Source organism: Mycobacterium saskatchewanense, assembly GCF_010729105.1.
Taxonomy (GTDB): domain Bacteria; phylum Actinomycetota; class Actinomycetes; order Mycobacteriales; family Mycobacteriaceae; genus Mycobacterium; species Mycobacterium saskatchewanense.
This window is the reverse complement of the sequence record NZ_AP022573.1, coordinates 4,824,093-4,845,682: the sequence shown is the minus strand read 5'-3', so window position 1 is coordinate 4,845,682 and position 21,590 is coordinate 4,824,093. Positions and strand designations below refer to the sequence as shown.

The 21,590-nt window shown below is 69.7% G+C and carries 22 protein-coding genes; 7 read left to right on the top strand and 15 right to left on the bottom strand.

Annotation, left to right across the window (positions count from 1 at the left end; translation table 11 throughout):
• Window positions 1–14: 14 nt before the first annotated feature.
• Window positions 15–779: a TetR/AcrR family transcriptional regulator C-terminal domain-containing protein gene (locus G6N56_RS22945; protein ID WP_232069128.1), complete on the top strand. Its 765-nt coding sequence runs from the start codon at window positions 15–17 to the stop codon at window positions 777–779.
• 237 nt (window positions 780–1,016) lie between these two features.
• Here the strand turns inward: G6N56_RS22945 and groL are convergent, their stop codons facing one another.
• From groL to G6N56_RS22895, 10 genes are all read right to left on the bottom strand, one after another.
• Window positions 1,017–2,639, bottom strand: a complete 1,623-nt coding sequence (gene groL, locus G6N56_RS22940) for a chaperonin GroEL (protein ID WP_085255566.1) — start codon at window positions 2,637–2,639, stop codon at window positions 1,017–1,019.
• An 85-nt stretch (window positions 2,640–2,724) separates the two neighbouring features.
• Window positions 2,725–3,027: a co-chaperone GroES gene (groES, locus tag G6N56_RS22935; RefSeq protein ID WP_007167930.1), complete on the bottom strand. Its 303-nt coding sequence runs from the start codon at window positions 3,025–3,027 to the stop codon at window positions 2,725–2,727.
• A 237-nt stretch (window positions 3,028–3,264) separates the two neighbouring features.
• Window positions 3,265–4,296 carry a tRNA (adenosine(37)-N6)-threonylcarbamoyltransferase complex transferase subunit TsaD gene (gene tsaD / locus G6N56_RS22930; protein ID WP_085255565.1) on the bottom strand — a complete coding sequence of 344 codons (1,032 nt, stop codon included), beginning with the start codon at window positions 4,294–4,296 and terminating at the stop codon, window positions 3,265–3,267.
• The gene (gene rimI / locus G6N56_RS22925; RefSeq protein WP_085255564.1) at window positions 4,293–4,757 is read right to left on the bottom strand and encodes a ribosomal protein S18-alanine N-acetyltransferase; all 465 of its coding nucleotides are present in this window, start codon (window positions 4,755–4,757) and stop codon (window positions 4,293–4,295) included. Before rimI ends, tsaD begins: the two co-directional genes overlap by 4 nt.
• Window positions 4,754–5,374, bottom strand: a complete 621-nt coding sequence (tsaB, locus tag G6N56_RS22920; protein ID WP_085255616.1) for a tRNA (adenosine(37)-N6)-threonylcarbamoyltransferase complex dimerization subunit type 1 TsaB — start codon at window positions 5,372–5,374, stop codon at window positions 4,754–4,756. The genes rimI and tsaB overlap by 4 nt, the downstream gene beginning before the upstream one ends.
• On the bottom strand, window positions 5,371–5,844 hold the full coding sequence (gene tsaE / locus G6N56_RS22915; RefSeq protein ID WP_142280582.1) for a tRNA (adenosine(37)-N6)-threonylcarbamoyltransferase complex ATPase subunit type 1 TsaE: 474 nt from the start codon (window positions 5,842–5,844) through the stop codon (window positions 5,371–5,373). The genes tsaB and tsaE overlap by 4 nt, the downstream gene beginning before the upstream one ends.
• Window positions 5,837–6,946 carry an alpha/beta fold hydrolase gene (locus G6N56_RS22910; protein WP_085255563.1) on the bottom strand — a complete coding sequence of 370 codons (1,110 nt, stop codon included), beginning with the start codon at window positions 6,944–6,946 and terminating at the stop codon, window positions 5,837–5,839. Before G6N56_RS22910 ends, tsaE begins: the two co-directional genes overlap by 8 nt.
• Complete coding sequence (gene alr / locus G6N56_RS22905) at window positions 6,936–8,111, bottom strand: alanine racemase (protein ID WP_085255562.1); 1,176 nt, start codon at window positions 8,109–8,111, stop codon at window positions 6,936–6,938. Before alr ends, G6N56_RS22910 begins: the two co-directional genes overlap by 11 nt.
• Before the next feature lie 63 nt (window positions 8,112–8,174).
• Window positions 8,175–9,557 (bottom strand): glutamate decarboxylase, encoded by a 1,383-nt coding sequence (locus G6N56_RS22900; RefSeq protein WP_085255561.1) that lies wholly within the window; start codon window positions 9,555–9,557, stop codon window positions 8,175–8,177.
• A 24-nt stretch (window positions 9,558–9,581) separates the two neighbouring features.
• A complete protein-coding gene (locus G6N56_RS22895; RefSeq protein WP_085255615.1) occupies window positions 9,582–11,003 on the bottom strand; it encodes an NAD(P)H-hydrate dehydratase in 1,422 nt (473 codons plus the stop codon).
• Window positions 11,004–11,121: 118 nt separating this feature from the next.
• Here G6N56_RS22895 and G6N56_RS22890 point away from each other — a divergent pair, with 118 nt between their 5' ends.
• Complete coding sequence (locus tag G6N56_RS22890) at window positions 11,122–12,042, top strand: class I SAM-dependent methyltransferase (protein ID WP_085255614.1); 921 nt, start codon at window positions 11,122–11,124, stop codon at window positions 12,040–12,042.
• On the opposite strand, the gene G6N56_RS22885 is transcribed toward G6N56_RS22890, so the two are convergent.
• From G6N56_RS22885 to glmS, 5 genes are all read right to left on the bottom strand, one after another.
• On the bottom strand, window positions 12,039–13,919 hold the full coding sequence (locus tag G6N56_RS22885) for an alpha/beta hydrolase family protein (protein ID WP_142280580.1): 1,881 nt from the start codon (window positions 13,917–13,919) through the stop codon (window positions 12,039–12,041). The genes G6N56_RS22890 and G6N56_RS22885 overlap by 4 nt on opposite strands.
• A 2-nt stretch (window positions 13,920–13,921) precedes the next feature.
• The gene (locus tag G6N56_RS22880) at window positions 13,922–14,599 is read right to left on the bottom strand and encodes a rhomboid-like protein (protein WP_408632713.1); all 678 of its coding nucleotides are present in this window, start codon (window positions 14,597–14,599) and stop codon (window positions 13,922–13,924) included.
• Between the two features lie 90 nt (window positions 14,600–14,689).
• On the bottom strand, window positions 14,690–15,568 hold the full coding sequence (locus G6N56_RS22875; RefSeq protein WP_085255559.1) for a DUF4436 domain-containing protein: 879 nt from the start codon (window positions 15,566–15,568) through the stop codon (window positions 14,690–14,692).
• A gap of 144 nt (window positions 15,569–15,712) precedes the next feature.
• Entirely contained in the window at window positions 15,713–16,528 is an 816-nt protein-coding gene (locus tag G6N56_RS22870) for a DUF4436 domain-containing protein (protein WP_232069127.1), read from the bottom strand.
• Window positions 16,529–16,556: 28 nt separating this feature from the next.
• Window positions 16,557–18,422 (bottom strand): glutamine--fructose-6-phosphate transaminase (isomerizing), encoded by a 1,866-nt coding sequence (gene glmS, locus G6N56_RS22865; RefSeq protein ID WP_085255558.1) that lies wholly within the window; start codon window positions 18,420–18,422, stop codon window positions 16,557–16,559.
• A gap of 13 nt (window positions 18,423–18,435) precedes the next feature.
• Here glmS and G6N56_RS29895 point away from each other — a divergent pair, with 13 nt between their 5' ends.
• From G6N56_RS29895 to G6N56_RS22845, 5 genes are all read left to right on the top strand, one after another.
• Window positions 18,436–18,672 carry a hypothetical protein gene (locus tag G6N56_RS29895; protein ID WP_232069126.1) on the top strand — a complete coding sequence of 79 codons (237 nt, stop codon included), beginning with the start codon at window positions 18,436–18,438 and terminating at the stop codon, window positions 18,670–18,672.
• A gap of 24 nt (window positions 18,673–18,696) precedes the next feature.
• Window positions 18,697–18,906: a DUF2510 domain-containing protein gene (locus G6N56_RS29890; protein WP_232069383.1), complete on the top strand. Its 210-nt coding sequence runs from the start codon at window positions 18,697–18,699 to the stop codon at window positions 18,904–18,906.
• 522 nt (window positions 18,907–19,428) lie between these two features.
• Window positions 19,429–19,644, top strand: coding sequence for an Rv1535 family protein (locus G6N56_RS22855; RefSeq protein ID WP_085255557.1), 216 nt, complete (start codon window positions 19,429–19,431; stop codon window positions 19,642–19,644).
• 9 nt (window positions 19,645–19,653) lie between these two features.
• Window positions 19,654–20,493 (top strand): dienelactone hydrolase family protein, encoded by an 840-nt coding sequence (locus G6N56_RS22850; protein WP_085255556.1) that lies wholly within the window; start codon window positions 19,654–19,656, stop codon window positions 20,491–20,493.
• A 52-nt stretch (window positions 20,494–20,545) separates the two neighbouring features.
• Window positions 20,546–21,589: an LLM class F420-dependent oxidoreductase gene (locus G6N56_RS22845; RefSeq protein WP_085255555.1), complete on the top strand. Its 1,044-nt coding sequence runs from the start codon at window positions 20,546–20,548 to the stop codon at window positions 21,587–21,589.
• The last annotated feature ends 1 nt before the right edge of the window (window position 21,590 follow it).

Sequence of the window (21,590 nt, the reverse complement as noted above, 5' to 3'; positions counted from 1 at the left end):
TCCTCCTGATCTCGGTGTTACTGAACGCCGATCGGCCTGTCCTTAATGACGTTAAGATTTACTCGAATGATGATAAGGTGTCAAGCATGAAGAGTCGGCGGACCGCAGCGGATAACCGGGTCACCCCAGACGCGATCGCGGACGCGGGGCTGGAGCTCCTGAACGAGGTCGGTCTGCAAGGGCTGACGATGCGCCGAATCGCCGATCGGCTTGGCGTCGCGCCCCCCGCGCTCTATTGGCACGTCGAGAACAAGCAGCAACTGCTGGACGCGATGGCGACGGTGATGTTTCGGCGGGCGATGATCGGGCTCGAGGCCCCACGGCAGGACCAGAGCTTCGACGACTGGGCAGCCGACTGGGCGCGCAGGCTACGCGCCAGCCTGTTGCGTTACCGCGATGGTGGAAAAGTCTTCGCCGGCACCGCAATTGCCGACGACCTCATGTATCGAACCGTGGAGCTGTTCCTGCGCGCGTTGGAGGATGCCGGCTTCGGTCCGCGCGATGCCGCTCGTGGCGCGCACCTGTTGTTGCACTACACGACCGGCTTCGTCATCGAGGAACAGGCATCGAGGGGGCTCGACTACAGCGGCGAGAACCCCTATGCGGCCGACGCGGCCGATGGGCTTCGGAAGAAGGTGGACCCGCAGCGGTATCCGCTGATGGCAGAGGTGCTCGACGACCTGTTCGTGTACGACCCGACGGCAAGCTTCGAGCACGGACTCTTGGTCATCCTTGCCGGGCTGCGATGCCTTGCGCGCGGGCAGTCGGCGCGCCCGTAGCGCCAAGAATCGTCCTCATCGTGTACTCCGCGTACGCGAACTGGCGGGCGGCCCCGCTGGCCGCGGTTGGGCGAGCATACGGGGAACCCGAGGAGGTGTTGCCGACACTGGCGGAACCCGCTGGGCCGCTTGGCCCGTCACGTCAGCCAAGCCCGCCGGACGCCGACCGTGGGGCCTATGCACGGAAATCGTTGGGGTTTCGTACATAGGCCCCACAGTCGGGCAACCAACTGCTACTTAGTGGTGGTGGTGGCCATGCCCGTGACCGTGGTCGTCCTCTGCTTCCGCCGGCTTCTCGACAATTGCGGTCTCGGTGGTGAGCACCATGCGCGCCACCGAGGCGGCGTTGACCACCGCCGACCGGGTCACCTTGACCGGGTCGATGACGCCTTCGGCCACCAGGTCGCCGTAGGTGAGCGTCTCGGCGTTGAGCCCTTGTCCCGCAGGCAACTCCGAGACCTTGTTCAGCACGACCGACCCGTCGAGCCCGGCGTTGGTGGCGATCCAGTACAGCGGCGCCCCCAACGCCTCGGAGAACACGTCGACGCCGAGCCCCTCGTCTTCGGACAGCGAGCCGCGTAGGTCCTTCAGGGCCTTGCGGGCCTGGATGAGCGCGGCGCCCCCACCCGAGACGATGCCCTCCTCGACGGCGGCCTTCGCGGCCGAGACGGCGTCCTCGACGCTTTCCTTACGCTCCTTGAGCGCGGTCTCGGTGGCCGCGCCGACCTTGATGACGGCCACGCCGCCGGCGAGCTTGGCCAACCGCTCCTGCAGCTTCTCGCGGTCCCAGTCGGAGTCGCTCGCCTCGATCTCGGCGCGCAGCTGCTTGATGCGGTTGGCGACCGCCTCGGCCGAGCCGCCGCCGTCGACCACGATCGTGTCGTCCTTGCTGACCACGACGCGCCGCGCCGAGCCGAGCACCTCGAGACCGACCTCGCGCAGCAGCAGGCCGGTGTCGGGGTTGACCACCTCGCCGCCCGTCACGATCGCCAGGTCTTGCAGGAAGGCCTTGCGCCGGTCGCCGAAGAACGGCGCCTTGACGGCGACCGCCCGCAGCGTCTTGCGAATGGAGTTGACGACCAGCGTCGCCAGCGCCTCGCCCTCGACGTCCTCGGCGATGATCACCAACGGCTTGCCGGCCTCGGCGACCTTCTCCAGGATCGGCAACAGGTCGGGCAGCGAGCTGATCTTGTCCTGGTGCAGCAGGATCAGCGGATCGTCGAGGACCGCCTCCTGGGAGTCGAAGTCGGTGACGAAGTAGGCCGACAGGAAGCCCTTGTCGAACCCGACGCCCTCGGTGAACTCCAGCTCGGTGCTCAGGGTCGAGGACTCCTCGATGCTGACCACGCCGTCGGCGCCGACCTTGTTCATCGCCTCGCCGACCAGCTCGCCCAGCCGCGCGTCGCGCGACGAGACGGTCGCCACCTGGGCGATCGCGTCCTTGCCGGACACCGGGGTGGCCGCCGCCAGCAGCGCCTCGGATACCGCGTCGGCGGCCTTGCTGATGCCTGAGCCAAGCTCGATCGGGTTGACGCCGGCGGCGACGAGCCGCAGGCCGCCCTTCACCAGCGCCTGCGCAAGCACCGTCGCCGTCGTGGTGCCGTCGCCCGCCACGTCGTTGGTCTTGGTGGCGACCGACTTCACCAGCTGGGCGCCCAGGTTCTCGAACGGGTCCTCCAGTTCGATCTCGCGGGCGACGGTGACGCCGTCGTTGGTCACCGTGGGACCGCCGAAAGCCTTGGCCAGCACCACGTGGCGGCCGTGCGGCCCCAGGGTCACGCGGACCGCGTCGGCGAGCTTGTTGACGCCCGCCTCCATCGCGCGGCGCGCGGTTTCGTCGTACTCAATAACCTTGCTCATCAGGCTCCTTCACGCTCCTCTACGCATGCCGCCCCGGAAATCACCCGCGGTCATACACGGGGATCGCCGGGGCGGAACACGGTGCTTACTTGGAAACGACAGCCAGAACGTCGCGGGCCGACAGGATCAGGTATTCCTCGCCGTTGTACTTGATCTCGGTGCCGCCGTACTTGCTGTAGATGACGGTGTCACCCTCGGACACGTCCAGCGGGATCCGCTTCTCGCCGTCTTCGTCCCAGCGGCCGGGGCCGACTGCGACTACGGTGCCTTCCTGCGGCTTCTCCTTGGCGGTGTCAGGAATGACCAGACCGGACGCGGTCGTGGTCTCGGCCTCGTTGGCCTGCACGAGAATCTTGTCCTCGAGTGGCTTGATGTTCACCTTCGCCACGATTGGAGCCCTCCACTTGTGAGATCGGGTCCGGGGCATCCGGACCGGGGTTGGCGGTCGGTCGGGGCGTGCCCCGGGCCGTCCGGATTATCAGGTGTTCGGCATTCGGCCGGGTCCTCGCGCCGTCGTCGCGGGTGCCGACGCAGGGGAGCGCCCGATTGCCACCTAGCACTCTATACACGCGAGTGCTAGCACTCAAGGCCCCCCTGCTGCTTCCGGCATGTTCGCCAGAAGCGATCAGCTGACCTGGCCTTTTACCACCGGCAGACCCGGGTCGCTCGGCACGTCCAGCGGTGACGGCGACGCCCCGGCGGCGACCAGGTGCGCGGCGAACGACGCGATCATGGCCCCGTTGTCGGTGCAGAGCCGTGGCCCGGGGATCCGCAAAGTCAGGCCGGCGGCCGCACAGCGCTGTTCGGCCAGCTCGCGCAGCCGCGAATTGGCGGCCACTCCCCCGGCGATCAGCAGCGTCGAGACGCCGAGCCCGCCGGCCGCGCGGACAGCCTTCTTGGTCAGCACGTCGGCGACGGCCTCCTGGAAGCCGGCCGCGATGTCGGCGCTCGCGGCGTCCGGGTGGCTCTCGATGTAGCGCGCGACGGCGGTCTTGAGCCCGGAGAAGCTGAACGCGTACGGGTCGTCGGCGGGCCCGGTCATGCCGCGCGGGAACGCGGGGATCTCCGCGGCGTCCCGGCCGCACGTGCGGGCCAGGTCGTCGAGCACCTTGCCCCCCGGATAGCCCAGCCCCAGCAGCCGCGCCACCTTGTCGTAGGCCTCGCCGGCGGCGTCGTCGACGGTGCTGCCGAGCTCGATCATCGGCTCGCCGAGGGAACGCACGTGCAGGAGGTGCGTGTGGCCGCCAGAGACCAGCAGCGCCACGCATTCCGGCAGCGGTCCGTGTTCGTAGACGTCGGCGGCCAGGTGCCCGCCGAGGTGGTTGACCGCGTAGAACGGGACGCCCCAGGCGGCGGCGTACGCCTTGGCCGCCGCCACGCCCACCAGCAGCGCGCCGGCCAGTCCGGGTCCGATCGTCGCGGCGACCACGTCGGGCTTGTCGAGCCCGGCCGCAGCCAGTGCGCGGCGCATGGTGGGGCCGAGCGCCTCCAGGTGCGCCCGGGAGGCGATCTCGGGGACGACGCCACCGAAGCGGACGTGTTCGTCGACGCTGGAGGCCACCTCGTCGGCCAATAAGGTGACGGTGCCGTCGGGGTCGAGGCGGGCGATGCCGACTCCCGTTTCGTCGCAGGAGGTTTCGATGGCCAAGATGATCATGTAGCCGCTTTCCGCCGCATCGTGTAGGCGTCGGCCCCGCTGATCCGGTAGTAGCGCTTGCGCAGGCCCACCTGCTCGAACCCGACGCTGCGGTACAGCGCGATGGCCGGCTCGTTGTCGGTCCGAACCTCCAGGTAGACGACGCCGCCGTCGGCGAATGCCAGCAGCTGCTCGAGCAACCGGCGGCCGATGCCCCGCCCCTGGTAGGCGGGATCAACCCCGATGGTGTGGACCTCGTATTCGAACGGCGGCCTGCGGCCGAGCCGGGAGATGCCCGCGTACCCGACGAGCACGGCCTCGACGCGCGCGGCCACGTAATGGTTGTACGGGCTGGCCAGCTCACGATTGAACGCCGCCGCGGGCCACGGATCGTCGCCGTCGAACAGCTGGCTTTCCAGTTCGGCGCAGCGCGCAGCGTCAGCGGGCGTCAATGCGCCGACCGTCACGCCGGGCGCCGTCATCGGCGGGCCTCCAGCGGTTTGGCGTCGGGCCGGCGCAGGTAAAGGGCGACCAGCGGCGCGGGCGGAGACGACCAGTCGGGCACCGCGGCGACCAGGCCGGCCGGCGTCGGATGGACTGGCCCGGACAGCGGCAGGCCGAAGGGCGCCGCGTGCTCCCGCGAGCCGGCCACGGCCCGCGCCGGCCCAGGGTCGACGTCGCCGGGAGCGTTGACGTGCGGTCCGGCCACGCGCACCCCGTCGCGGTAGCGCGCCCAGTACACCTCGCGCCGCCGGGCGTCGGTGACGACCAGCACCTCGCCCGTGGTGCGCACCCCGACGGCGTCCAGGCTGCACACGCCGCGCACCGGGACGCCCAGCGCGTGCCCGTAGGCGGCGGCGGTGGCCATCCCGGCCCGCAGGCCGGTGAAGGGTCCCGGGCCGCAGCCCACCACCACCGCGTCGAGGTCGGCCATCGTCAGCCCGGCGTCGGCCAGGGCGGCCAGCGCGTTGGGGGTGAGCCGCTCGGCGTGCGCCCGCGGGTCGACGGTGACCCGCTCGGCCAGCACGGCCAGATCTTCGACGCGCACGATCCCGGCCGTCACGGCCGGCGTCGCGGTGTCCAGGGCCAGGACGATCATGACCACTCCCAGGTCGCGATCCGCACGTCGGACCCGCTCAGGCGCTCGAGACGGACGTCGAGGTGACGCTCGGACAACCGCTCGGCCAGGCCCTCGCCCCACTCGACCACGACGACGGAGTCGTCGAGATCGCTGTCCAGGTCCAGCGAGTCGAGCTCACCGAGCAGGTCGACGTCGGATTCGTCGAGCAGCCGGTACATGTCCACGTGGATCATCGCCGGCGCCCCGGGCCGCCGCGCCGGATGCACCCGGGCGAGCACGTACGACGGCGAGGTGACCGGGCCGTCGACGTCCATGGCCGCGGCAATCCCCTTGGCCAGCACGGTCTTTCCCGCCCCGAGCGGCCCCGAGAGGACCACCACGTCGCCGGCGCGCAGGTGCTCGCCCAGCCGCGATCCCAGCGCGAACGTGTCCTCGACGCGCTCGCACGTGGCGGTGCCGGCCCGCCCGTCCACCGCGAAACTATCCACCGCGCAGCCTTTCCCGCAGCCGCCGGGCGGCCAGCCCCGTCCGGCTCGGGGTGGCGCGCTTGACCAGCCGGGCCAGCCCGTCGTTGATGGCCTCGGGCTTGTCCAGCAGCGCCAGGTGGCTGGCGCCGGGAACGATGACCAGCTCCGATTGCGGCAGCGACGCCGCCATCTTGCGGGAGTATTCGTCCGGGGTGAGCAGGTCGTGGTCGCCGCAGGCGATCAGCGTCGGGATTCGCAGCAACGTCCACAGCCCGGCGGTCTCGTCGTGGTGTTCGAGGGCGTCGAGAAAGCCGATCATGGTCGGGATCGGCGTGCCGTTCATCATCCGCTGGGAGAACGCGTCGAGGCTGCGGCTCACCTGCAGGTCGCTGAAGGACGCCGCCCGCAGCACGGGGCCGATCAGCGACCGGGACACGTTGCGGCCGCGATGTATCAGCTTCGGCGCCGATCGTGCAGTGAACCGAAACGCTTCCAGCGCCGGGTTTTTCAGGATCTCGCCCAGGGGCGACCGGGCGACGCCTTCGGCGGCCGAGGAGATGATCGCCGCCCCGACGATGCGGCGCCCGTACTGGTCGGGGAATTGGCGGGCGTGGGACAACACCGTCATGCCGCCCATCGAGTGGCCGACGAGCACGACCACCCCGCGGGGCGCGGCCACCTTCAGCACGGTCTCCAGGTCCTGGCCGAGGTGGGTCAGCGTGTAGGTCTCGGGTGAAGCCTCGCCCGAACTGCCGTGCCCGCGTTGATCGTAGAAGATCATCCGGACGTCGCGACACAGTTGTTCCGGGAGCCGGGTCCGCTGAAAGTGGAAGGCGCCCATGCGTAGACAGAATCCGTGCACGAACACGAGCGTCACCGGGGCGTTCTCCGGGCCGGCCTCGCGGACCGCCAGCGGCACCCCGTCGGGCGTGGTCACCACGTATCCGCGGTCGTCGTCGATCCTGTCGAAATCCTCACCTGCGTAAGGGTCTTCGACGTTGGCGGTGCGCTGTATCATCGAGCGGCGCGCCGAGGCTCCGACGATGGTGGCGAGGGCGGTGAGCCCGGCACCACCCGCGAACCAGGCCTTGCCCCTGCCGCGGCGGCGTTCGTCAGGACTCAACGGTTCGCGCCCCGCGGTAAGTCCGGGTGATGCGCCCACGGGGGCTGGTCACCACCTCGTAGTGAATCGTGCCCAGCAGGTCGGCCCAGTCCTGCGCGGTCGGTTCGCCGCCGGTGCCCGGGCCGAACAGGATCGCCTCGTCGCCCTCGGCGACGTCGGGCCGGCCGGGGCCGAGGTCCACGACGAATTGGTCCATGCAGACGCGCCCGACGCCCGGCCGCCGCCTGCCGTTGATCTGCACCTCCAGGCGGCCGCCGAGCGCACGGAAGATTCCGTCGGCGTAGCCGATCGGCAACAGCGCCACGGTGGTGTCGCGCTCGGCGATCCAGGTGTGCGCATACGACACGCCCTCCCCCGCCCGCACCGGCTTGACCAGCGCCACCGGGCATTTCACCGTCATCGCCGGCACCAGCCCCATGTCGCCGAGTTCCGGCACGGGGCTCAGGCCGTACACCGCGATGCCGGGCCGCACCAGGTCGAGCGCAAGGTCGGGGCGCGCCATCGTGGCCGACGAGTTCGACAGATGCCCCACCTCGAACCGCAGCCCCCCGCCGCGGGCCTGCTCCTGCAGGTCGCGAAACCGTTGCGCCTGAACGTCGTTGATGGGGTTTTCCGGCTGGTCGGCGAACACCATGTGCGACATCAGCCCGCGCGGCCGGACGGCGTCGTCGGCGACGGCCCGGCGCAGCGCGGCCACCATCGACGGCCATTGCGACGGCGGCACACCGTTGCGGTTCAGGCCGGTGTCGACCTTGACCGTCAGCGTCGCCGTCCGCCCGGTCCGGCGCACCGCATCCAGCAACTCGTCGAGCTGGCGTTCCGAGGAGACGGCGATTTCGACGTCCGCCAGCAGCGCGGGCCCGAAGTCGGCGCCCGGCGGGTGCAGCCAGGCCAGCACCGGGGCGGTGATCCCGTCGGCGCGCAGCGCCAGCGCCTCGTCGACGGTGGCGACGCCGAGCTCGGCCGCCCCGGCCGCCAGCGCGGCGCGGGCGACCTGGGTGGCGCCGTGGCCGTAGCCGTCGGCCTTGACGACGGCCATGACCTGCGCCGCGCCGGCGTGCTCACGCAGCACCCGCACGTTGTGCTCGACGGCGCCGAGGTCCACGACGGCCTCGGCGACGACGCCCGGCGTCAGGGATATCGGCGTAACGGCCGGCCCGTTCATGGCAGCCATTGTCCCAGAAGCGCCCCGAGCGCCGCCGAGCGTCCGACGTTCGGCGCCGGGAAATCAGTGCGCGAAATGCTGCGCGTCGTAATGGCCGCCCGGCTTGAGCTTGTCCAGCGAGGCCAGCGCCGAGACGGCGTCGTCGTGCAGTGCGCGGGCCAGGTCGCCCGAAAGCCCTTCGCGCACCACGATCCGCAGCACCGAGACGTTGGTCGCGTTGTCGGGCATCGTGTAGGCGGGCACCTGCCAGCCGTAACCCCGCAGCTCGTGGGAGAGGTCGAACTCGGTGTAGCCGCGGTTCTCGGCGAGCCGGAAGGCGATCACCGGGATCGCCGAACCGTCCGAGACCAGCTCGCAGTGCTCGCTCACCCGCAGCTGCTCCCCCAACCAGCGCGCCGTGCCCGACAGCGCCTGCATGACCTTCGTATAGCCCTCGCGGCCCAGCCGCAGGAAGTTGTAGTACTGGCCCACGACCTGGTTGCCGGGGCGGGAGAAGTTCAGCGTGAAGGTCGGCATGTCGCCGCCGAGGTAGTTCACGTGGAACACCAGGTCCTCCGGCAGGTACTCCTTGCTGCGCCACACCACGAACCCGACGCCGGGGTAGGTCAGCCCGTACTTGTGGCCGCTGACGTTGATGGACACCACCCGCGGCAGCCGGAAATCCCACTTGAGCTCGGGGTGCAGGAAGGGCACCACGAACCCGCCGCTGGCGGCGTCGACGTGCACCGGGACGTCCACGCCGCCGCTGGCGGCCAGCTTGTCCAGCGCGCCGCAGATGTCGGCGACGGGCTCCAGCTCACCGGTGTAGGTGGTCCCCAGGATCGCCACCACCCCGATGGTGTCCTCGTCGACGGCGTCCACCACCTGTTCGGGGGTGATGATGTAGCGCCCCTCCTCCATCCGCAGGTAGCGGGGCTCGACGTCGAAGTAGCGGCAGAACTTCTCCCAGACCACCTGGACGTTGGAGCCCATCACCAGGTTCGGCCGGCGGCCCTCCCAGCCCTTACCGACCTTGGCCCGCCACCGCCATTTCATCGCCAGTCCGCCCAGCATGACGGCCTCGCTGGAGCCGATGGTGGACACGCCACAGGCGCTGGAGGGGTCGGCGTCGTCCAGGCCTTCGGCGTGGAACAAATCGGCCACCATGCACACGCAGCGCTGCTCGATCGCCGCGGTCGCCGGGTATTCGTCCTTGTCGATCATGTTTTTGTCGAACGTCTCGGCCATCAACTTGCCGGCCTCGGGGTCCATCCACGTCGTCACGAAGGTCGCCAGGTTCAGCCGGGAACTGCCGTCGAGCATCAGCTCGTCGTGGATGAAGCGGTAGGCGGCCTCCGGGTCCATCGACTCGTCGGGCATCCGCAGCGCGGGCACCGGCGCGGTGAACAGCCGGCCGGTGTAGGCGGGGGCGATCGAGTGCGCGGGCAGGGACGGGTGTTGGGGCACTAGGAGAATCCTTTCCTGGAGGTCCTAAAGGGCGGCCAGCGCCGCCCTGATGTGCGGCACCATGCGAGACGACGACGTCGGCGCGTCCCCGGGGCCCGGGTCGGCGGCCGCCAGCGCTGCCGCGCGCGCGTGCACGAAGGCCGCAGCCGCCGCGGCCTCGGCGGCCGGCAGGCCGGAGGCCAGCAGCGCGCCGATCATCCCGGACAGCACGTCGCCGGAGCCCGCGGTGGCCGCCCAGGACTGCCCGGCAGGGTTGAGGTAGACCGGACCGCCGGGGTCGGCGATGACGGTGACGTTCCCCTTGAGCAGCACGGTGGCGCCGAACGTGTCGGCCAGCCTGCGGCACGCGCCGACGCGGTCGTCCCCGGGCGGGTTACCCGCCAGCCGGGCGAATTCACCGGCATGCGGGGTAAGCACGGTCGGCGCGGCGCGGTTGACCACGAGTTCGGGGTGGGCCGCCAGGATGGTCAGCCCGTCGGCGTCGACGACCACCGGCAGGTTGGTTTCCAGCGCGAACCACAGCGCCGCGGCCCCGGTCTCGTCGGTGCCCAAACCCGGACCGACCACCCAGGACTGCACCCGGCCGGCCGAGGCCGGGGTCGGCGACGCGATCACCTCCGGCCAGCGCGCGAGCACCTCGCGGTGCGCGCTGCCGGCGTAACGCACCATGCCGGAGTGCGCCGCCACGGCGGCCCCCGTGCACAGCACGGCCGCGCCCGGATACGTCGACGAACCGGCCATCACGCCCGTCACGCCCTGGGTGTACTTGTCGTCGTGCGGCCCGGGCACCGGCCAGCGCGCGGCCACGTCTGCGGCCTCGAAGCCCAGGACGTCCGTCTCGGGCAGGTCGAGCCCGATGTCGATCAGCTTCACCCGCCCGCAGTCGGCCAGGGCATGGACGGGCTTGAGCCCGCCGAAGGTGACGGTCAGCGCGGCGTGCACCGCCGGGCCGGTGATGGCGCCGGTCGCCACGTCGATGCCGCTGGGGATGTCGACGGCGACCACCGGGATGCCCGCCCCGTCGACCGCGGCGAACACGTCGGCCGCGGCCGGCCGCAGCGGCCCGGAACCGGAGATGCCCACGACGCCGTCGATGACGAGATCCGTTGTCGGGGAGACATTTCCCACGATCCGGCCGCCCGCCTGCAGCAGCGCCGCCAGCCCCTTGCGATGCGTGTGGTCCGGGTTGAGCAGCACCGCGTCGGCCGCCGCGCCACGGCGCCGCACGAACGTCGCCGCCCATAGGGCGTCCCCGCCGTTGTCCCCCGAGCCGACGACCGCGCAGACCCGGCGGCCGGCCACCCCGCCCGTGCGGGCCTTCAGCTCGCCGAGGATCTCGGTGGCCAGTCCGAACGCCGCGCGCCTCATCAGGGCACCGTCGGGCAGGCTGGCCAGCAGCGGGGCTTCGGCCTGGCGGATCGCGTCTACTGAGTAGTAATGCCGCATCGGAACAAGCATTCCATGGATGCGCCGGTTCCTTGAACCGCGCTCACCGGTCATCACGTGTCATCGTTCGGGCGTACCCTCGCGCCCGACTCGACGGCGACCGGAGATCGGGGTGGACATGGCACGGACGGACGACGACACCTGGGACCTGGGCAACGGGGTGGGAGCCACTGCGACCGGCGTGGCGGTGGGCCGCGCGCTGGCCAGCCGCGGCGACGAACCACTGATCGACGATCCGTTCGCGGAGCCGCTGGTGCGGGCGGTGGGCGTCGACTTCTTCACCCGGCTGGCGAGCGGCGAATTGGATCCGGCGCAGGTCGACGACAACGGTGACTTCGGAATGGTCCGCATGGCCCAGATGATGGGCATCCGCACCCGCTTCTTCGACGACTTCTTCCTGGCCGCGGCCGACGCCGGCATCCGCCAGGCGGTGATTCTGGCTTCCGGTCTGGACGCCCGCGCCTACCGGCTGCCGTGGCCGGCGGGGACCACCGTCTTCGAGATCGACCAACCCCAGGTGACCGAATTCAAGACCACGACGCTGGCCGACCTTGGCGCGCAGCCGACCGCCGAACTGCGGGTGGTGTCCGTCGACCTTCGCCATGACTGGGCCACCGCCCTGCGCGGGGCGGGCCTGGACACCGGTGCGCCCATCGCGTGGAGCCCCGAAGGGTTGCTGCCGTTCCTGCCGCCGGACGCCCAGGACCGGCTCCTGGACAGCATCACCGAGCTGAGCTGCGCGGGCAGCCGGTTGGCCACCGAAAACCTGCGGGATCCCGGTGACGGCGTGCAGGCGATGGCGGATCGGATCCGTGACGTCACCGAGCAGTGGCGCGAACACGGGTTCGACATCGAGATGACCGACCTGTGGTACGCCGGCGAACGCAACGACGTGGTCGGCTACCTGAGCTCTCGAGGATGGGCGGCGAGCGGCAAGTCGATACCCGATCTGATTGCCGAGCAACGTCTTTCGCTGCCCGAACAGCCCGATGCGGAGAACGCGACGGCGTTGCAGTACGTCACCGCGACCCGCGCCTAGGCCGAGTCGAACGCCTTGGTCAGCCATTCGCTCATGGCCGCGGCGAGCACCGCGCGATTCTCGCGCTTGACGATGCCGTGCCCGTCGTCGTGGAACAGCAGGTAGCGCACCTCACGGCCCGCACCGCGCAACGCGTCGACGATCTGGCGCGATTCGCTCACCGGCACGTTGGTGTCGTGCGCGCCGTGCACCACCAGCAGGGGCGCGGTCAGCGCGTCGACCCTGCGCAGCGGGGAGAGCCGCTCGAGCAGCTCGCGGTCGCTGACCGGGTGCCCGTACTCGGCGAACGCGGCGTCGGCGATCCACGGTTCGGTGTTGCGGTAGAAGGTGATCAGGTCGCTCATGCCGCAGATGGAAACCCCGGCGATGAACAGGCCGGGATGAAAAGTCAAGGCCGCCAAGGTCAGATAGCCGCCGTACGACCAGCCCGCGCACGCGACGCGGGCCGGGTCGGCGAGGCCGTTGTCCACCAGGAAGCGCACGCAGTCGGCGACGTCGTCGATGGCGGCGAACCGCTGCCCCTTGTCGTCGGCGTGCACGAACGTCTTGCCGAAACCGCCGGAGCCGCGGACATTCGGCGTCAGGACGGTGATGCCGTCGTCGACCAGCTGCGCCAGGATCTCGTGGTAGGCGGGTCGCGACTGGCCCTCGGGACCGCCGTGCAGGTACACCAGTGCACCCGTCGGGCTGGCGGCCCGGTACAGCCACGCGTTCAGCCGCAGGCCGTCGCGCGCGGTGATCGTCTCCGGCCCCGCGGGCACGGACGACCCGGGCATCACCGGACCGGTGGCGGGTTCGCGGTCGATGGGTTCCCACTGCCGCGATCGCGGGTCCACCAGCTCGACGGTGCGCGGCAGCGACGGCCCCTCGACGGTCATCGCGACCATCGCGCCGCCCGCGCTGATCGACAGCTCCGTGGCCACCATGCCGGGCAGCGGAATCGGTTCGGTAAGGGTGTGGTCGGTGTACTCCAGGATCTGTAATTCGCTGCGGCCGTCCAGGTTCCACAACAGCGCCACCGTCGACTGGTCGTCGCTGACGACGAACTCGTCGAGATCGCAGCCCGGGCGCTCGGCCACCACGAAGTAGGTGACGCCGTCGGGGGTGACCGTCACTTCGAGCAGCCGGGCGTGCTCGCAGCCGTTGTCGCTGCGGATCAGCGCGCGGACGTAGCCGCGGCCGGGACCGTCGGGCGGCGTGCGCCCGTCGACCAGGTAGTTCTTCGCCGGGTAGTACAGCTTGGTCAGCTCGCCGGTGGGCCCGTAGCGCAGGCGGCGCGGATGGTGGTCGTCGAGGATCACGCCGGCATCGGTGGTCGAGCCGGGATCCGATGGCAGCAAGGCGATTTCGGTCTGCCCGTGCAGCATGATCATGTCGTGGTAGCCGCGCGGGCCGACGCGGATCAGCGACGCTCCCGCCCAGGCGTCGACGAGTCGGCCGCCGGAGCGGCGGTCCAGCACCGTGCGGCGGCCGTCGGCCGGGTCGATCAGGCAGGACCGCCCGATGCCGTCCTCACCGGTCAGGATCGCCGCCACCCAGGTGCCGTCCCACCCGATCAGCTCGGCGGTCCCGGCTTCCTCGCCGTCGATGCGCCGGGCCATCCGGTCCTCGGGATCGGTGGTGACGACCCAGATCTGGTGGCGCGTGCCCCCGCCCGGGGCCACCTCGCACGCCAGCCATCGACCGTCGGCCGAGTGGATCACCCGGGAGACGGAGCCCTCGACGGGAAGCTCGACGTCGCGGGACGAGCTGGCCCGCCAGCCGCGCAGGAAGCGCTGCACCGCGCGGGGGTAACCGCCGTCGTCGATGAGGTGGGCGAACGCGGTCGCGTCCGGAGACAGGGACGCGCCGTAGAGCGCGCGCACCTGCTGCGCCACGGTCAGCCGGTTTTCCCGGACGGGCGGCGCTGCCGGAACGCCGGCCCGACGCGCGCCGGGTTCAGCTGCCGGCCGCCCCGCGCGCGGGCCATCGGGTAGAAGCACAGGCCGATCAGGATCGACGTGAAGTGCCCGATGGCGGTGAAGTTCAGCTCGACGCGGTCCATCGTGAGGAGCGGGAAGGTGAAGATGATGAACAGCACCCCGAGATAACCCCAGCGCCAGGGCCGCGCGATGCGGTAGGACAGCACCGCGATGATGGCGACCAGGAAGTAACTGACCCCGATATCGCGGGCGTTGATCAGCCGCTCGGCGGCGTCGCGTTTTTCGATCGCGAAATACAGCATCCCCTCGCTGATGTACGTCGACAGGATGTGCGCCGTCAGGCCCACGGTGAGCCAACGCAGGTGGCCGAGCCAATGTTCGGCGGGCGCGAGGAACAGGGTGAACAGCAGCAGGTACGGCTCCAGGTTCCGGCCGTCGATCCACAGCAGGCTGGAGAACAGCACGTCGAGCGGATCCCGGGCCAGCCCATGGATGTTGGTGGAATGGTGCAGCAGCATCGCGTGCAGTTGCCGACCGGAGAGCACGTTCTGGATGATCGTCGTGATCAAGAGGACGAACAGCCAGGCGTAGGTCAGCGGCGCGCCACTGGCGAAATGCCATACGGCCAGCCCCATGCCGCGCAGTCGTTCCCGCACCGGTGCATCAGCCACGCGTCAACCTTCGCACGCCGGGTGGCGCGCCGTCGGAGTTAGCCGGCGAACTCGTCAGCCGGCCGAAGCCGGTACCGGCGCCGGGGTCGGGTCCGGAGCGGCGGGCGCGGTGGGCTCGGGCCGCAGATGCCGCCACCAGCAGACGATGTAGATCAGCATCGCGTTGACCAGCGCGACGACCACCCAGAGGGTGACGGTCACGTCGATCCACGACCCGATGGGAGGCGTGTCGGGCAGGGCGTTGCGCAGCGGCATCACCGCGAAGACCATGGCCGCGTACCACGTCGTCATGGGCGGCTGGAATTTTCGCCGGTCGCGCAGCGTCTGCACGGCGACGAACAGCCCGATCGCGGCGAGCGCGATCAGCATGGCGAGGAGGACGGCGGCGAAGGCGGCGGTGCTCAGTGAGCGGCCCAGCTCGATCCGGTAGGGCGCGGGCACACCCTTCGTGCCGACGGTGGCCACGTCGACCTTCCACCCCGGGAGGCGGTCGACGAACGTCACCGACGCCCGTTGCGGCACCGGGTTGGCGCCGTGGAGGAGGTCCACGGTGATCGGGCCCGAGTGGTAGTGATCGAAGGGGTAATCCGACGGGTCGCCGGTGATGGTCAGCGGGACGGGGACGACGCCGGGCACCATGCCCTTGGTCCAGGTACGCCTCATGGGGGTTGCTGCCGAGTGCACGGCGACGGTGAGATCGTCTTTCAGGCCGCCGGTCAGCGGGTCCAGCAGGTCGGGGCCGGGCGCGACGGTCACGTTGCCGATCAGCCCGCCCTTCACCGACTGCAGTTCCTGCAGGTCGATGGTGACCGTGGTCCCGTCCGCCGTCGGCAGGCCGTTGGTGACCTGTCGGGGGCAGCCGCACCCGGACCTGGTGTACAGCCCGACGGTGATGGCATAAGTCGCGACGAACAGGACCACCAGCCCGATCATCAACAGTCGCCTGAAGCGTTTGCTCTGCCCCGAGGAACCATGCGCCGACAACGTGCCCTCCCGCTCGGTCGTGGGCGTGCGTTCACTGCCCGCAGATTGTAAGCGTCTCGGGGCTGGTGACCGCTACTCGACGGCGCGCGACGGCTAGGCGGCTTCCGGTCGCAGATGCCGCCACCAGCAGGAGATGTAGAGGCCCATCGATATCCCCAGCACGACGATGACCCACACCACGATCGTGATGTCGATCCAGCTTCCGAACGGCGGCGCATCGGGCAGCGCATTGCGCAGCGGCATCACGGCGAAGAGCATCGCCGCGTACCACGTCGTCATCGGCGGCTGGAATTTACGCCGGTCGCGTGCCGTCTGGATGGCGACGAACGCGCCCAGGCACGCGAGCCCGAGGAGGACACACAGGATGGCGACCCCGAACAGCACGGTGCTCGGCGTCCGGAACAGATCCACCCGGAACGGGAGGGTGGGGTCGGCGTCGTTGGCGCGAATCACGTCGACGTTCCAGCCCAGCAGACGGTTGACCAGAGTCACCGTCGCCGGCACCGGCGTGTTGTCGGGACCGGAAAACAGCTGAGCGACGACGGGTCCCGAATGGTATTCGTCGAACGGCCATTCCGCGACCTCGCCGGTCAGGGCGAGCGACACCCGAAACACGGTCGGCAGCGTGCCTTTCGGCCATGTCTGCCTGCTGGTCGTCACCGTGGAGGCGGCGACGATGTGGAGGTCGTCCTTGAGGGCGTGAGTACGCGGGTCCAGCAGTGCGGGACCGGGCACCACGCTGATGTTGGCAACGAGGACGCTGTTGTGCGACTGGATCTCTTGAATGTCGTTGGTCATCGTTGTCCCGTCGCCCGCCGCCGCGTCTTGCACCACCACATGGGGATGACCCATGCCGCCGATGACATACAGGACGATCGAGCCGATATAGGTGCCGACCAAGAGCAACACACCGAGGACGGCCAGCCTGAGGCGGCGGCTACTCCACGGTGACGGACTTGGCGAGGTTTCGCGGCTTGTCAACGTCGTAACCTCGGGCCTGGGCAACTGATGCGGCGAACACCTGGAGCGGAATGGTCGACAGCAACGGCTGCAGAAGGGTTGATACCGAAGGTATTTCGATCAAATGGTCGGCATAGGGGCGGACCGTGTCGTCGCCCTCCTCGGCGATCACGATGGTGATCGCGCCGCGGGCCTGGATCTCGCGGATGTTGGACAGCAGCTTGCCGTGCAGCATGGCCGAACCCTTTGGCGACGGCATGACGACGATGACCGGAAGATCGTCCTCGATCAACGCGATCGGGCCGTGCTTGAGCTCGCCGGCGGCGAACCCCTCGGCGTGCATATAGGCCAGTTCCTTGAGCTTGAGCGCGCCCTCCAGTGCGACCGGATAGCCGACGTGGCGGCCCAGGAACAGCACCGTCGACGATTGGGCGAAGCGGTAGGCGAGGTCGGCCACCGGCTCGATGCCCGCGATGACGCGGGCTACCAGGTCCGGCATCGCCTCCAGCTCGCGGTATTCGCGCTGCACCTCGTCGGGGTACTTGGTGCCGCGGGCCTGGGCCAGCGCCAGGCCGACCAGATAGTTGGCGGTGATCTGCGCCAGGAACGTCTTCGTCGAGGCCACACCGATCTCCGGGCCGGCGCGCGTGTAGAGCACCGCGTCGCATTCGCGGGGGATCTGCGAGCCGTTGGTGTTGCAGATGGCCAGCACCTTGGCCTTCTGCTCCTTGGCGTGCCGGACGGCCTCCAGGGTGTCGGCGGTCTCGCCGGACTGCGAGATGGCCACCACCAGGGTGCTGCGGTCGAGCACGGGGTCGCGGTAGCGGAACTCGCTGGCGAGCTCCACTTCCACCGGCAGCCGCGTCCAGTGCTCGATCGCGTACTTGGCCAGCAGCCCGGAGTGGTAGGCGGTGCCACAGGCGACCACGAACACCTTGTCGACCTCGCGCAGCTCCTGATCGGAGAGCCGCTGTTCGTCCAGCGTGATGCGGCCGTCGACGAAATGCCCGAGCAGGGTGTCGGCCACCGCGGCCGGCTGCTCGGCGATCTCCTTGAGCATGAAGTACTCGTAGCCGCCCTTTTCCGCGGCGGCCAGGTCCCAGTCGATGTGGAACTCGCGGTAGCTGACTTCGTCGTTGCCGTCGAAGTCGGTGATCCGGTAGCCGTCTGCGGTGATCACCACGGCCTGGTCCTGGCCGAGCTCGACGGCGTGGCGGGTGTGCGGGATGAACGCGGCGACATCCGACCCGACGAACATCTCGCCGTCACCGATGCCGAGCACCAGCGGCGTCGAGCGGCGGGCGGCGACGATGGTGCCGGGCTCGTCGGCGTTGGCGAACACCAGCGTGAAGTGACCCTCGAGCCTGCGCAGCACGGCCCGCACCGATCCGGCGAAATCGCCGGCGGCCTCGCCGTGCCGGTACTCACGCGCCACCAGATGCACCGCGACCTCGGTGTCGGTGTCGCTGGCGAACTCCACGCCGGCCGTCTCCAGCTCGTGACGCAGGGTCGCGTAGTTCTCGATGATGCCGTTGTGGACGACGGCGATCTTGCCTGCGGCGTCGCGGTGCGGGTGCGCGTTGCGGTCGGTGGGGCGGCCGTGGGTGGCCCACCGAGTGTGGCCCAGGCCGGTGGTACCGGCCAGCGACTCGGGCGGCATCTGCGCAACCGCGTCTTCCAGGTTGGCCAGCCGGCCGGCGCGGCGGCACACGGTGAGCCCGCCGTGGCCGTCGGCCAGCGCGATCCCCGACGAGTCGTAGCCGCGGTACTCCATCCGGCGCAGCGCGTCCATGACGACCTCGCAGGCAGGCTGCTGCCCGACGTAGCCGACGATTCCGCACATTCGAACCAGGGTAGTGCAGGCGAACCCGCAAGGCGTCCGCGCCGCACGGGCCCGACGGTATCGTGGCGCTGCTCACCTGCGAGAAAGGCCCCGCGCGACCGGTCCCTACCGCCGCTTTTCGATCAGGCTCTACAACCACACCGGCGCGGTAATCCTGTCGCACCACCAGCGCTACACCTTCACCGGCACCCTCGAGCAGTGCGAGGAGGAGTACCGGCGGGCCCAGACCCATAACCTGCTCGCCGGGTGATGGAGCCTGGCTTCGGTGCTGGTGATGAACTGGGTCGCGCTGATCTCCAACATCAGTGCGATCGGCCAGGTGCGCAGACTGGCCGCTCAATCCGCCGCTCCCCGGGCCGTCGGCCCGCCACCGCCCGGGTGGTACCGCGACCCGTCAGGGCGGGGGCAGCGCTACTGGGACGGCGCCCGATGGACACACCGGACCCAGCCGCCGCGCCCCGGCTGGACGCCGCAGGGCCGGTGACGCGCCTCCGCGGGCGCCCCGGCGCGCCACGGTAAACCCGTCCGGCCGGCGGCGCGGCCCCATCGGGCAAATTCATACCGAACTCCTACACGCCAGGCGCTTGTCACCTGATGTATTTGCGACGTTTTCATGTCCGTCATTACTTCAGCAAACTGCGCCCCTAAACTCACCGATATTGATAGAGCTGGCAAACACCGATAAGCGCGTTGGCCAGCGGGAAGGACAGCCGGCATTGACGTTCGCCTGACGACAACCGTCTCGGTCCCCGAGCCGACTACATGCAGGATATCGTTGTAAATCAACGTTTTCAGCGCCTGTTGCGCACGACTCGCACCGCGTCGGCCCTTGGTTATCAAATCTTGAACAGACACCAAATACTTTGATCCTCGCAAATGTAAACCGCTGGTGACCGGACAATGTCGTCCGCAAGCTCAGCGGAATTCAAAGTGAATGAAAAATAAAGCAGACGCGGCGCGCGGAAAACAACCCGCCGCTTCGCGACATCCCTCTTAAGGAGTAACCATGACCGCTGTCCTGATCGACGATGTAGATGTGATGGTTGCCGCGCCGGCGCCCGCCCTGACCCTTGCGCCCGCGCCCCGGCAGGCACCCAAGCGTGCGCGCATTGCCATCGACTCGGGCGACCCTCTGGTCGACGGAACCGCTCGTTTGCTGAGCATTCCGCTGCGCCACGCGTACGCGGTGCTCTGGCGCGTCGGGCTCATTGAGGTGCGCTAACGTCGACGCGTGGCCCGCATCCGCAAGCTCGTTGCAGCCCTCAGCCGCCGTGGTCCGTACCGGGTTTTGCGTGGCGACCTGGCCTTTGCCGGTCTGCCCGGCGTCGTGTACACCCCCGAAGCCGGACTGAATCTGCCCGCGGTCGCGTTCGGTCACGACTGGCTCACCGGCGCCGCGCGCTATTCGGGCCTGCTGGAGCACCTGGCGTCGTGGGGCATCGTGGCCGGCGCCCCGGACACCCAGCGCGGCCTGGCCCCCTCGGTCCTGAATTTCGCCTTCGACCTGGGCACCGCCCTCGACATTGTCTCGGGTGTGCGGCTCGGGCCGGGCAAGATCAGCGTCCATCCCGCGAAGCTCGGCGTGGCCGGCCATGGCTTCGGCGGCTCGGCCGCGGTGTTCGCCGCGGCGGGCATGCCCGCGAAGCCCGCCGCCGCCGTCGCGCTATTCCCGACCGTCACCAGTCCGCCCGCCGAGCAGCCGGCCGCCACGCTCAAGGTCCCTGGCCTCATCCTGACCGCGCCCGGCGACCCCAAGTCACTCAATTCGAACGCGCTGTCATTGTCGCGCGCCTGGGATGCGGCGACGCTGCGCATCGTGAGCAAGGCCGAACCGAAAGGCCTGATCGAGGGCCGGCGGCTGGCGAAGGCCGTCGGGTTGCCCGGCGGGCACCGCAAGACGCAACGCGTCGTGCGGGCCCTGCTGACCGGCTACCTGCTGTTCACGCTGGCCGGTGACAAAACCTACCGCGACTTCGCCAACCCCGATGTCCAGCTGCCCCGCACGGACCCGGTGGATCCCGACGCGCCGCCCGTCGCGTTGGAGGAGAAGATCGTCGCGCTGTTGAAGTGACGCACCGTCATGCCGCCGCGGCGCTCGTGTGACCGTCTGATAAGTGTCATGCATGCGAATCGGGATCGCCCTTGACTACTCCGGCGGGTTTCATCAAGCCGCGGAACGCGTCGTCGAACTGGAAAAGTCCGGCATCGAGGCCGCGGTGGTGGCCGAAGCCTATTCGTTCGACGCCGTCAGCCAGCTCGGCTACCTTGCGGCCAAGACGAACACCATCGAGCTGGCTTCGGGTGTGTTCCCCCTGTATATCCGGACGCCGTCGTTGCTCGCGATGACGGCCGCGGGCCTGGACTTCGTGTCCGACGGACGCTTTCGGCTCGGGATCGGAACGTCAGGGCCGCAGGTGATCGAGGGGTTCCACGGCGTCCCGTTCGACGCCCCGCTGGGCCGCACCCGCGAGGTCGTCGAGATCTGCCGGAAGGTGTGGCGCCGCGAACGACTGCAGTACGACGGCAAGCACTATCAGATCCCGCTGCCGCCGGAGCGCGGAACCGGCCTGGGCAAGGCGCTGCAGCTCATCAATCATCCTGTGCGGGAACGCATTCCCATCACGATCGCCGCGCTGGGCCCCAAGAACGTCGAACTCACCGCCGAGATCGCCGAGGGCTGGCAACCCGTCTTCTACCATCCCGAGAAGGCCGCCTCGGTCTGGGGTGAGGCCCTGGCCGCCGGGGCCGCCAAGCGGGATCCCGCGCTGGGGCCGCTGGACGTCGTCGTGCACGCGTCGCTGGCCATCGGTGACAACGTCGACGAGCGGCTCGCGTGGGTCAAGCCGCAGTTGGCCCTCTACATCGGCGGCATGGGCGCCAAGGGCCGCAACTTCTATCACAACCTGGCGACGCGCTACGGGTACGGCGACGTCGCCGACCGGATCCAGGAGCTTTACCTGTCGGGCCGCAAGCAGGAGGCCATCGACGCCGTGCCCGACGAGCTGGTGCGGGGCATCTCGCTCGTGGGCCCGCGAGGCCACGTCGCCGAACGCCTCGCCGCGTTCGCCGAATCGGGGGTGACGACGCTGTTGGTGAGCCCGTTGACCGCCGATCCCGCCGAATCGGTGCGCTACGTCGAGGAAGCCCTGCGGCTGCGGCCCGCCTGAG